This is a genomic window from Clostridium sp. HBUAS56010, assembly GCF_007115105.1.
Taxonomy (GTDB): domain Bacteria; phylum Bacillota; class Clostridia; order Lachnospirales; family Lachnospiraceae; genus Lacrimispora.
In genome coordinates this window covers 350141-362713 of sequence record NZ_SULJ01000002.1, presented here as the reverse complement: position 1 = coordinate 362713, position 12573 = coordinate 350141, and the positions used below count along the sequence as shown (strand labels likewise).

The window sequence follows — 12573 nt, the reverse complement described above, 5'->3', positions numbered from 1 at the left end:
AAAGCTGTCAGGGTTTTTTGAATGAGTTTTTAAGTTCTAAAAAGAATATCCCTGTTAATGGTTTTGTAAAACAGATCCCGGATGGCTTTTGGTTCTTTTGTCTGCCCAAGAATCCACATCAGCTTTGTAACAGTAGCTTCTAAGGTCATGTCATAAGCTTCTAAAAGTCCGAATTCCTTTTTTATGGATTGTCCCACTTCATATACAGACATGTTGCTTCCCTCGTTGGTTACCTGGGTTGTCATAACCACTGTTTTTCCAAGAGAAATCCATTTCTCAATGGCATTATAAAAATCTCCGGTATCATAGGAAGGAAGTCCTCCCACACCAAAAGACTCGATAATCACAGCATCGTAATGTTCTGCCATATAATCAAGCACATCCGCCCCCATGGAAGGAATCAGTTTTAAAAGTGCCACCTGTGAATTGATATCATGAAAAAACGTTACATTGCAGGAGTATGTTTTTTTATCATCAAGGTAAAATAGAATATGTCCATCCTGAATGGTCGCAATGTATGGAAAGTTAATACTGGAAAATGCGTTGTAGCTTTTTGTCCGCATCTTTTTTCCTCTTGTTCCGGCTATGGCCTTTCCATCAAATACAATGGTGACTCCGTGGGAACGGTCATCGCTGGCAAAGCACAGGCTGTCAAAAAGGTTGGTTCTTGCATCGGTATTTTCCATATCAATAGGTTTTTGCGCGCCGGTTATCACAATGGGTTTTGGGGAATCCTGAATCAGATAGGATAGTGCAGCAGCCGTATAAGCCATAGTATCCGTTCCATGACAGAGAACAAACCCATCATATTCCCTGTAATGTTCTTCAATGGCTTTTGCAATGGCAAGCCAGTGCTTTGGCTGCATATTGGTGCTGTCAATGTTGAGAATCTGAAGACTGTCTGCTTTACAGAATTTTTTCGCATCTGGGACATAGGAGAGAAGTTCATTGGAGGTTAAGAGTGGTTTTAATCCAGCATCACTTCTCTTGCAGGCAATGGTTCCGCCCGTACCAAGCATTAGTATTTTTTTCATATGAAATTACCTCCTGGAGAATTCTGAATCTGATTGTAGCATTTCTTTTTTCATTCGTACAGGGGATTTATTGAAAACTGAGGATAACTGTGTTAAAATCATATATATTTAGAAACAGGAGAGCAAAAGATGACTCATATACCCAAGGAACCGGTGATGTTATTAAGTTATATAAATACACAACTGAGAGATTTTTATTCTTCACTGGAGGAATGTTGTCTCAGTCTTGGAATCGAAAAACAACAGATTGTTTCAACCCTGGCTGCCATAGATTATCACTATGACGAAGATAAGAATCAATTTATATAAACAGGGACATTCCCTGTAAGGGAAAGGCAGAGGGGCGCCGCTTATGCGGTGGCCCCTTTTGCCAAAATGAAAAATGACAGGAGGGAGTCTCATGCAAACGGTTTGGACACAGACAGTGGAGGTGTGGAGATGGTTAATGACACATCTCATCTATATTAATCTGATTCTTTCCATTATTATTGTTTTCTTTCAGCGGAGGGACCCGAAGGCTGTCTGGACCTGGCTGCTGGCATTATATTTTATTCCGGTTTTTGGAATCCTGTTTTATCTGCTTTTGGGGCAGGATATGCGAAAAAATAAGATGTTCCGGGTAAAAGAAATAGAAGACCGGATGCGCTATTCGGCAAAAAACCAGGAAGAATTCTTGAAAAATAACGATATTAGCCTGGTGTCTTCCCTGTCAAGAGATTATGGGGATCTGGTTCTTTATAATCTGGAGACATCAGGAGCAGTTCTGACCGTTGATAATGATGTGACTATTTTTACCGATGGAGAGGAAAAATTCCAGGATTTGAGGGAAGAACTGGCAAAAGCTGTTCACTTTATCCATTTCCAGTATTACATTATAAAAGATGATGAGCTTTTTGAATCCATCATTCCCATTCTCACGGAACGGTCAAAGGCAGGAGTGGAAGTAAGAATTCTCTGCGATGGTATGGGCGGGCGTTTTATGCCGAAAGCAAAATGGAAAAAGTTAAAACAAAGTGGTGTAAAGGTTGGAATCTTTTTTCCACCCATTTTAGGCCGTCTTCAGCTTCGGGTGAATTACAGAAATCACAGAAAGCTGGTAATTATTGATAACCGGGTCGGTTATGTGGGCGGTTTTAATATCGGAAGAGAGTATATATCAAAAGATTCCAAGTTCGGTTATTGGAGAGATACTCATTTAAAACTTACCGGAGGGTCTGTATTAAGCCTTCAGATCCGTTTTGCGCTGGACTGGAATTATGCCACCGGAGAGAATTTATTCAAGCATATGAGATACTTCTGTGAAAATGATGACGGAACCTGTCTGGAATCCATGGGTGTGGTTGATATGACAAAAGAGGAGAAAAAGCTGGGAATCCAGATCATTGCGAGCGGACCGGATGCGGCGAGCAGACAGATCCGGGATAATTATATCCGCCTGTTTTCCAAGGCAAAGCACCATATTTATATTCAGACACCTTATTTTGTTCCCGATGATGCGGTGCTGACTACGCTGCAGGTTGCAGCCCGTTCCGGAGTGGATGTGAGACTTATGATTCCATGTAAACCGGATCATCCCTTTGTTTACTGGGCATCTTATTCCTATGTAGGGGATCTGCTTTTGGCAGGAGCCAGATGTTATACCTATGAGAACGGCTTCCTTCATGCAAAAGGGGTTATGACAGATGGAAGGGTCAGCTCTTATGGAACTGCCAATATGGATATCCGCAGTTTTGAACTGAATTTTGAAGTAAATGCAGTCATTTATGATGAAGAAACAACAGAGAAGCTAGAGGAGCTGTTCTTAAAAGACCTGGAGTTGTGCAAAGAGATTACTCCCGAAATTTATGCAGCCAGAAGCATCTTCATCCGGATAAAAGAACAAGGAAGCAGACTGCTTTCACCTCTTTTATAGAATTCTCAAGAGCAGAACATAATTTGTAAAGATCCGGCACATAATGAATCTTATGAAGACACTATCACATTTAAATTTAAAAGATTTACCGATGAATTTCTGCAGATGCGGAATAACCGGCTGGTGCCTCGAAGTGATTTTTACCTCTACAGAGTCTATTTTGCGTCATGACTGGAGATTAATGGGACAAACCTCTCTTTTGATGTTTCCAATCTATGGGTGCGGGGCACTCCTTGGACCCATTGGGAATCTGATTGATCAATGGCTGAATCCGGGACAGTTAATGCGGACAAGGCCGGCAGACCTTGCCATACGGCATGGTTTTATATATATGGTACTTATTTTTGTGGCGGAATATTTATTTGGGACAATATTAAATATTACTGGAATATGTCCCTGGGATTATACCGGACGCAGTACCAATATTAATGGCCTGATCCGTCTGGATTTTGCACCTCTTTGGTTTGCGACAGGACTGTTGTTTGAACAAATTACGAAAAAGAGAGGAAGGTAGTATTGTAATTAAACGAACCATTTTATATAATAGGTAAAATGGAGGGCGAAAGCAATGATACGTTTTATTCTAGTGGCAGCAACAGTCATATTATTTTTGATTTTCAGTATTCCGGTCATGCTCTATCAAGGGGCTGTAGGAAAGAAAAACCGTGGCCAGCGGGACAGACAGAGCCTTGCTGTGGTAAAGGGCGTTTTCCGGCTAGTGCTTTTTCTGGCAGGGGTTAAGATTACAGTTAAGGGGAAAGAGAATATTCCAACGGATTGTGCTGTTCTCTATGTTGGGAATCACAGAAGTTACTTTGACATTTTAGTAGGCTATACCACAGTACCGGCACCTATGGGATTCGTGGCAAAAAAAGAGATGGAGAAAGTTCCTCTCCTTTCTACCTGGATGAAGTATGTCAACTGCCTGTTTTTAGACAGAAAGAATCTAAAAGAGGGGTTAAAGACCATTCTTACTGGGATCGAGCAGGTGAAAAGCGGAGTATCTGTCTGGATTTTTCCAGAAGGAACCCGAAATAAGAATGAAGATCTGACAGAACTTCTTCCATTTAAAGAAGGAAGCCTTAAAATTGCAGAAAAAAGTGGTTGTCCGGTAGTTCCGGTAGCCATCACAGGAACTGCGGAGGTATTTGAAAAGCATCTTCCGTTTATGCGTCCCTCTCATGTAACAATCGAATATGGAACTCCTTTCTACATCAAGGAATTAGACCCCCAATTGCGTAAATTTCCGGGTGCATATGTAGAAAACCAGATTAAAACCATGCTGAGAGAACAGGCTGAAACTAAAAAAGACCAGGCATAATCATACAATAGATAAAGGGAAGATAAGAATTATGAAGACATTGGACTTACAGGAAATCAGAAAGCAGCTTGATGGGATTGACCGTGATATTGTGAATCTTTTTGAAAAGCGGATGAACTTATGCCGTGATGTGGCAGAATATAAAATCAGTACAGGTAAGCCGGTTTATGATGGTGAAAGAGAGCAGCAGAAAATTGAAGCTGTGACAGGAATGGTGGAAGGAGAATTTTTAAAACAGTCTGTAAAAGAACTGTTTACCCAGATGATGACCATCAGCCGGATGTACCAGTACCGGCAGCTATCAGAATCCGGAATCCAGACAGAGCAGACATTTCATTCTGTCAAGAACCACAATACGAAAGGTGTGAAAATTGTATACCAGGGGGTGGAAGGTGCTTACAGCCATGAAGCGACTTTAAGGTATTTTGGAAAGGATTCCAATGCCTATCATGTATCAAGCTGGGATGATGCCATGAAGGACGTGGAGGAGGGAAGGGCGGATTATGCAGTGCTTCCTATTGAGAATTCTTCCGCAGGTGCTGTAACCGATAACTATGATCTTTTAATGAAATATCATAATTACATTGTAGCAGAAGTTTTTCTCCCTGTAAGCCATGCGCTTCTCGGCATTCAAAAGGGACAGATAGAAGAAATAGAGACGGTGTTTTCTCATCCCCAGGCACTGATGCAGTGTTCCGAATTTTTAAATGCCAATCGCCAATGGAAACAGATCAGCGTGGAGAATACAGCAGTAGCTGCAAAAAAAATATTGGAAGACGGCGATCCCACACAGGCGGCAGTTGCCAGTGAGGTGGCAGGACAGCTTTATGGGCTTAAAGTATTAAAGTCTTCCATTAATCATAATAAAAACAATACCACCCGTTTTATGATTCTTTCCAAAGAAGCATGTTACAGGGAAGATGCAGGAAAGATCAGTCTGAGCTTTGAACTTCCCCATAAGAGCGGTTCTCTCTATAATATATTAAGTAATTTTATTTATAATGGAGTTAACATGTTCATGATCGAGTCAAGACCTATTCCAGGAAGAAACTGGGAATACCGCTTTTTTGTAGATATTGAAGGAAATTTAAGTCAGGGCTCCATTCAGAATGCCTTAAAAGGTATTTCAGAGGAAAGCCGCAACATGCGGGTTTTAGGAAATTATTAAGGATTTATTTAAGTTCGGTCTGTTTTGGACCGGACTTAAACTTTACACAAGGAGGAAATTATGAAATCTCAGGAACTGATACTTTACCGCAGCTTAGAATACCGGGAATTATTTGACCGGATTGCAGAACTTTTTACATTTACACCAGAAGAACGAAAGGAAGCAATGCCGGATTCCTGTTCCTGCGCCAGTGAGCTGATTGACCTGGCTTCCACGTATGGCTTGGAAGGGAATCTCTGGCATTGCTTTTTGGCATTATGTCTGGCAGACAACGAAAATGCCTACAGCACGTCCTGTGAGATTGTAGGTCCTGTGACGGGAACCATTAATGAGCTGGCGGCTCATGATTTTCATATATTTAAAGAACTGTTTTGCTATGATATCAAGACCCTGGATGCCCTTGGCTCTTCTGGAATCTGGTCCTCTCTCGAACACTATCAGGCACCTGATGAAAGCAGCAAGGTGTATAACAAGCGGATCAGGGATCAGATTCTGACCCTGGCAAAGACTTTGGCAAAGGCAGAAGATGCCAGGAAGTTTCAGGCAGAGGTAACGGAATTTTACCGCAGGTTCGGAGTAGGAAAATTTGGTTTAAATAAGGCATTTCGTGTGGAAGAGGAAGGCAGGGACCCCAAGATTGTGCCTATAACCAATATCGAGCCTGTCCGTTTTTCTGATATTGTAGGTTATGAACGTCAAAAGCAGAAACTGAAAGAGAATACAGAGGCATTTTTGGAAGGAAAGGCGGCTAATAATGTTCTGCTTTTCGGAGACAGCGGTACGGGGAAATCTTCAAGTATCAAAGCCGTTCTCAATGAATATTATGACAAAGGGCTGCGGATTATTGAAGTTTATAAACACCAGTTTCAGGTGCTTTCAAAGGTTCAGGAGCAGTTGAAGGACAGGAATTATAAATTTATCATATATATGGATGATCTCTCTTTTGAAGATTCGGAATTGGAGTATAAATATTTAAAGGCAATCATTGAAGGCGGTCTTGGAATTAAACCAGGAAATGTGCTGATCTATGCAACTTCCAACAGACGTCATTTGATCCGTGAAAAATTCAGTGATAAACGGGAACTGGATGATGAGTTACATAATAACGATACCGTCCAGGAAAAACTTTCTCTTGTCGCCCGTTTTGGTGTTACGATTTATTATGGTTCTCCAGATAAAGCAGAGTTTTTAAACATTGTGAAGGAACTTGCCAGCCGATATGAGATTCGCATTCCTTTAGAAGAACTTTATGCGAAGGCGAATATCTGGGAATTACAGCATGGTGGTCTTTCCGGAAGAACCGCAAGTCAATTTATGACTTATATTTTGGGGACAATGGAAGAAAAATAGGAGATTGTGTAATGTTTTACCTGGACCTGACACAAAACTTACATTCATAGAGTAAAATAGAAACAAAAGCCCGTTCTATGGGCAGTAAGGAGGACAGGTATGGCAATCAGATTATTTGCAGCCATTGATGTAGGCTCATTTGAATTAGAACTTGGTATTTATGAAATATCTGTTAAAACCGGAATCAGAAAGATTGATCATGTCCGCCATGTCATTGCCCTTGGAAGGGATACTTATAACAATGGAAAGATCAGTTATGAGCTGGTGGAAGAGATGTGCGGCGTGATCAAAGATTTTGCAGATATTATGCAGTCTTATAAAGTAATCGGATACCGTGCCTATGCCACCAGCGCTTTGCGGGAGGCGAAGAATAACCAGATCGTTTTGGATCAGATCAGGGTGAGAACAGGTATTGAGGTACAGATTATAAGTAATTCTGAACAACGGTTTATCAGCTATAAAGCCATTGCTTCCCAGGATGATGTGTTCAGCCGGTTTATTGAAAAAGGTACTTCCATTGTGGATGTGGGATTTGGAAGTATGCAGGTCTCCCTGTTTGATAAAGATGCCTTGATTTCCACCCAGAACTTAGTGCTTGGAGTTTTGAGAATCCGTGAGATGATGGGGGAAGTCTATGATACAAAGAAGCAAAATACGATGATTGAGGAAATGGTAGATAATGAACTTTATACCTTTCGCAAAGTGTATCTAAAAGACAGGCAGATTAAGAATCTGATTGGAATCGGGGAGTGTATCCTTTATCTGTCCCGGGGCAGCAATGGAGGGAAGGCTGTGGAATGGATTACCGCAGAGGAGTTTGCCAGATTTTATGAAAAACTGTTAAATATGTCTGACGATCAGATTCAGGACCGATTTGGAGTCAGTGCAGAATACGGTGCTCTTCTTGTTCCGGCAGCGATTATCTATAAGCGTATACTGGAACTGACGGGAGCAGAGATGTTCTGGATTCCTGGAATCCGTCTCTGTGACAGCATCGCAGCAGAGTATGCGGAAGAGGTAAACGCAGTTAAATTTCGCCATGATTTTTCCGAGGATATTCTTGCTGCTTCCAGGAATATGGCAAAGCGCTACAAGTGCCACGTTCCCCACATTGCAGTTATGGAGCGGTATGTGCTGGATATCTTTGATGGTATGAAAAAATATCACGGAATGGGAAAGAGAGAGCGGCTGTTGCTTCAGATTGCCTCCATTCTTCATGCCTGCGGAAAATTTATTACCATGAGAAAACCAAGTGAATCCGCTTATCATATTATTATGTCAACAGAGATTATTGGATTATCTCATATAGAACGGGAAATCATAGCCAATGTGGTTCGTTATAACGGTGTGGAGTTTGATTACAGCCGGATGAGTCTCAACGAAGAATCATTCCGCAATACCAAAGGCGTCCTGGCAAAGGCAGATATTACCATACTAATCGCAAAGCTGACTGCCATTTTAAGACTGTCTAATTCCATGGATCGCAGCCACAGACAAAAACTTTCTGATTGCCGGATGAATGTGAAAAATGGTCAGCTTCTTGTCACAACCTCTTATGAAGGCGATATAACGCTGGAATCCATTGCATTTGAACAAAAAGCGGATTTCTTTGAAGAGATTTTTGGAATCAGACCTGTATTAAGACAGAAGAGGAGGTTGACTTAATGACAGATGTGAATGAGATCTATCACAACCCGGAAAATTATGTTAACCGGGAAATTAGCTGGATTGAATTTGATTATCGTGTTCTCAGTGAGGCGAGAGATAAGAGCATTCCTTTATTTGAACGGTTGAAATTTTTAAGTATTACTGCTTCCAATCTGGATGAATTTTATATGGTCCGTGTGGCGTCCTTAAAAGACATGGTGCATGCCAAGTACACCAAACCAGACATTGCAGGATTAAAACCATCTGAACAGTTGGAGAAAATCGGTGAAAAGACCCATGAGCTGGTGTCTGTCCAATATTCTACTTATAACCGTTCCATTTTACCTGCGTTAAAACAAAACGGACTTCATATGATTTCCACTCACGAAGATTTAAACAGGGAAGAGGGAGCATTTGCAGACGAATATTTTAAGCGCAATATATATCCGGTACTGACGCCTATGGCTGTGGATTCCTCCCGTCCATTTCCGCTGATTCGCAATAAATCCTTAAACATCGCTGCCCTTCTCCAGAAAAAGAGCGGGGAAGACGAACTGGAATTTGCAATGGTCCAGGTTCCCAGTGTTTTGCCGAGAATCGTCAAGCTTCCGGAAGAAAAAAAGGGAGAGCAGAAAGTTATTTTATTGGAACAGATTATAGAACGGAACATGGAAGCTCTGTTTTTAAATTATAACGTCATAGCAGCAGGTCCATTCCGTGTCATGAGAAATGCGGATTTAACGATTGATGAAGAAGAGGCAGTGGATTTACTGGAGGAGATTCAAAAGCAGTTGAAAAAGAGACAGTGGGGAGAAGCGATTCGCCTGGAAGTGGAAGATAAGACGGATAAACGGCTGTTAAAGATTCTCAAACGGGAACTGGACATCAGTTCGGAAGATATCTTTTTAATCAGTGGTCCTCTTGACCTCACTTTTTTAATGAAAATGTATCAGTTTTGCGGGTTCGACCATCTAAAAGCCCTTCCTTTTGTTCCTCAGCAGGTACCGGCTCTTATGAATGAAGATGATATTTTTACCAACATCAGAAAGGGAGATATCTTGCTTCATCATCCTTATGAAACCTTTGATCCTGTGGTAAACTTCGTAAAAGAAGCGGCAAAAGATCCGGAAGTTCTTGCTATCAAACAGACCTTATACCGGGTCAGTGGTAATTCTCCCATCATTGCCGCACTGGCAGAGGCCGCCGATAACCGGAAACAGGTGTCCGTTCTGGTTGAATTAAAGGCTCGTTTTGATGAAGAAAATAATATTAACTGGGCAAAAAAACTGGAGAAAGCAGGCTGCCATGTAATCTATGGTCTGGTAGGATTAAAGACTCATAGCAAGATTACCTTAGTGGTCCGGCGGGAGGAAGACGGAATACGGCGGTATGTACATCTGGGAACAGGAAATTATAATGATTCCACCGCAAAACTTTATACAGATTTTGGTCTTATGACGTGTAATCCCCAGATTGGAGAGGATGCCACGGCTGTATTTAACATGCTTTCTGGATATTCAGAGCCTTTGCAGTGGAATAAACTGGTGGTGGCACCGATCTGGCTCAGACCCCGGTTTTTAAAGATGATCCGAAGAGAAGGGAAACATGCAGCCGCAGGAAAACCGGCGCATATTATTGCAAAGATGAATTCACTTTGTGATAAAGAGATTATTGCCGCTCTTTATGAAGCTTCCTGCATGGGAGTAAAGATTGAACTGATTGTAAGAGGAATCTGCTGCTTAAAGGCATGTGTGACGGGACTGAGCGACAATATAAGCGTTCATTCCATTGTGGGCAATTTCTTAGAACACTCCCGGATTTTTTACTTTGAAAACGATGGAGGTCAGGAACTTTATCTGGGAAGCGCAGACTGGATGCCAAGGAATTTGGATAAACGGGTGGAGGTAATGTTTCCAATAGAAGAAGAGACATTAAAAGATCGGATTCTTTCCATTTTGAAGACTCAGTTAGAGGATAATGTAAAGAGCCATATTTTAAATCCCGATGGAACCTATGAAAAGCCAGATAGAAGAGGGCGTATGAAACGAAACAGCCAGGAGGAATTCTGTGCTGCAGCAGTGGAAGCGGTAAGTGAAGAACTAAAAAAATGGAGTCCAAATACCAGTCGTATTTTCCTTCCGGTGGAGAACCGTAACTAATGGAAGATTCCGTTTGTATTCCCTGTTTATCGCTTTTTTGTAAGAAAATAGTAAAGCAAAGATACCTTTCTTGTGGTAAAATGGATGCAGGCTTTTCTTCTTAAGTATAGAAGAAAAATGCGTACATAACGACAAGGGAGGTATTTTCATGTCCGAAACAATAAGCATCCTGGTTGTGGATGATGAGAAGGAAATTGCAGATCTGGTGGAGATCTATCTGGTCAGCGATGGATATAAAGTATACAAAGCCAATGATGCAGAAGAAGGGCTGCAGATCCTTGAGAAGAACCAGATCCATCTTGTGCTGTTAGACATCATGATGCCTGGAATGGACGGACTTACGATGTGTAAAAAGATCAGGGAAACCAATAACATCCCAATTATTATGCTCAGTGCAAAATCAACCGATCTGGATAAGATACTGGGACTGGGGACAGGAGCAGATGATTATGTGACAAAGCCCTTTAATCCGCTGGAACTGACGGCTCGTGTAAAATCACAGCTTCGCCGTTATACTCAGTTAAACCCCAACAGTTCCGCCAATGAAGCGGCAAAGAATGAGATTGCAATCCGGGGTCTGACCATTAATAAAGACAATCACAAAGTCACTGTCTATGGAGAAGAGATAAAACTGACTCCAATTGAATTTGACATCCTCTATCTTCTTGCTTCCAATCCGGGCAGAGTTTTCAGTACAGACGAAATATTTGAAAAGGTGTGGAATGAAAAGGTATATGAGGCTAATAACACGGTCATGGTACATATCAGGCGTCTGCGTGGAAAGATGAAAGAAGATACCAGACAGAATAAGATTATCACCACTGTCTGGGGGGTAGGATACAAAATTGAGAAGTGATATTAACCGCCGTTTCCATACCCGGGTGGTTGCCAATATTTTTTACAGTGCAGTGGTTACGGTATTAATAGAACTGTTCCTTGTGACCAACATCTCCCTGATCGCTTCTTATATGCGGAGCACGCAGAGAGACAATGCGTTTGTAGAGATGCTTACCACTTTTGATGCAGTCGTGATTTTAATTTATGTCATATTTGGAATTGGTATTTTTACCATTACCTTTCTTCTTTTACAAGAGAAGTCCATGCGGTATATCGCAAGGATTTCTGATGCCATGAGAAGTATTTCCGAAGGAGATTTAAATATTACGGTTGATATTGAAGGGGATGATGAATTCTCCATTATGGCTGCCAGCTTAAATAAGATGGTAGGAGATCTAAAGGAACTGATGGATAAGGAGAGGGAAGCGGAGCGGACAAAGAATGAATTAATTACTAATATTGCTCATGATTTAAGGACGCCTTTGACCTCCATCAATGGTTATCTGGAGCTTCTTTCCGGGGATACAAAGCTTGAACCGGAGATTCAGAAAAAGTACATAGGAATTGCATACGTGAAGACAAAGAGACTGGAAAAACTGATTGAAGATCTGTTTGGTTTTACAAAGTTAAACTACGGAAGAATGTCCATGCACGTCTCAAAGGTTGATGTGGTAAAACTTTTGAGCCAGCTTCTGGAGGAATTTTACCCCAGTTTTGTGGATAAGAATCTTTCCTATGAGCTTCAGAGCAATGTCCCGGTTCAGTTGGTTACGGCAGACGGCAATCTTTTGGCACGTCTGTTTGATAATCTGATTAATAATGCCATTAAATATGGTGCTGACGGGAAGAGGATTCTGGTGAAAGTTCATGGAAACGGGCAGCAGGTGGCTGTTTCGGTGATCAACTACGGCTATGTAATACCAGCCGATGAGCTGCCGCTTATCTTCAATAAGTTTTACCGGGTAGAGCAGTCCAGGTCCACCAATACAGGAGGCACAGGTCTTGGGCTGGCGATTGCAAAGAACATCGTGGATATGCACGGAGGAACCATTGATGTGACCAGTGATTTGTCTGGAACTGTATTTACCGTGAAGCTTCAGGTTGATTTTGATGTGAACAAAGAGAATTTTGGAAAGATAGGATGA

General features: G+C 41.6%; 11 protein-coding genes. 10 read left to right on the top strand and 1 reads right to left on the bottom strand.

Going from position 1 to position 12573, the window contains the following annotated elements; genetic code table 11:
- Window positions 1-29 precede the first annotated feature (29 nt).
- Complete coding sequence (locus FAY33_RS06335; protein WP_143319943.1) at window positions 30-1034, bottom strand: asparaginase; 1005 nt, start codon at window positions 1032-1034, stop codon at window positions 30-32.
- A 129-nt stretch (window positions 1035-1163) separates the two neighbouring features.
- Between FAY33_RS06335 and FAY33_RS06330 the strand changes: the two genes are divergently transcribed.
- The 10 genes from FAY33_RS06330 to FAY33_RS06285 all read left to right on the top strand — a co-directional run bounded on the left by FAY33_RS06330 (window position 1164) and on the right by FAY33_RS06285 (window position 12573).
- A complete protein-coding gene (locus FAY33_RS06330; protein WP_143319942.1) occupies window positions 1164-1343 on the top strand; it encodes a DUF4250 domain-containing protein in 180 nt (59 codons plus the stop codon).
- Between the two features lie 91 nt (window positions 1344-1434).
- Window positions 1435-2946: a cardiolipin synthase gene (cls, locus tag FAY33_RS06325; RefSeq protein ID WP_143319940.1), complete on the top strand. Its 1512-nt coding sequence runs from the start codon at window positions 1435-1437 to the stop codon at window positions 2944-2946.
- Window positions 2947-3037: 91 nt separating this feature from the next.
- Window positions 3038-3460, top strand: a complete 423-nt coding sequence (locus tag FAY33_RS06320) for a putative ABC transporter permease (protein WP_243126618.1) — start codon at window positions 3038-3040, stop codon at window positions 3458-3460.
- A 54-nt stretch (window positions 3461-3514) separates the two neighbouring features.
- Complete coding sequence (locus tag FAY33_RS06315; protein WP_143319937.1) at window positions 3515-4267, top strand: lysophospholipid acyltransferase family protein; 753 nt, start codon at window positions 3515-3517, stop codon at window positions 4265-4267.
- Between the two features lie 31 nt (window positions 4268-4298).
- A complete protein-coding gene (pheA, locus tag FAY33_RS06310; protein ID WP_143319936.1) occupies window positions 4299-5435 on the top strand; it encodes a prephenate dehydratase in 1137 nt (378 codons plus the stop codon).
- A gap of 60 nt (window positions 5436-5495) precedes the next feature.
- Window positions 5496-6785 (top strand): ATP-binding protein, encoded by a 1290-nt coding sequence (locus tag FAY33_RS06305; protein ID WP_143319934.1) that lies wholly within the window; start codon window positions 5496-5498, stop codon window positions 6783-6785.
- A gap of 99 nt (window positions 6786-6884) precedes the next feature.
- On the top strand, window positions 6885-8450 hold the full coding sequence (locus FAY33_RS06300; protein ID WP_143319933.1) for an exopolyphosphatase: 1566 nt from the start codon (window positions 6885-6887) through the stop codon (window positions 8448-8450).
- Window positions 8450-10591 carry an RNA degradosome polyphosphate kinase gene (locus FAY33_RS06295; RefSeq protein WP_143319932.1) on the top strand — a complete coding sequence of 714 codons (2142 nt, stop codon included), beginning with the start codon at window positions 8450-8452 and terminating at the stop codon, window positions 10589-10591. The genes FAY33_RS06300 and FAY33_RS06295 overlap by 1 nt, the downstream gene beginning before the upstream one ends.
- A 148-nt stretch (window positions 10592-10739) precedes the next feature.
- Window positions 10740-11447, top strand: a complete 708-nt coding sequence (locus tag FAY33_RS06290) for a response regulator transcription factor (protein ID WP_143319931.1) — start codon at window positions 10740-10742, stop codon at window positions 11445-11447.
- Entirely contained in the window at window positions 11437-12573 is a 1137-nt protein-coding gene (locus FAY33_RS06285; RefSeq protein WP_143319929.1) for a HAMP domain-containing sensor histidine kinase, read from the top strand. The genes FAY33_RS06290 and FAY33_RS06285 overlap by 11 nt, the downstream gene beginning before the upstream one ends.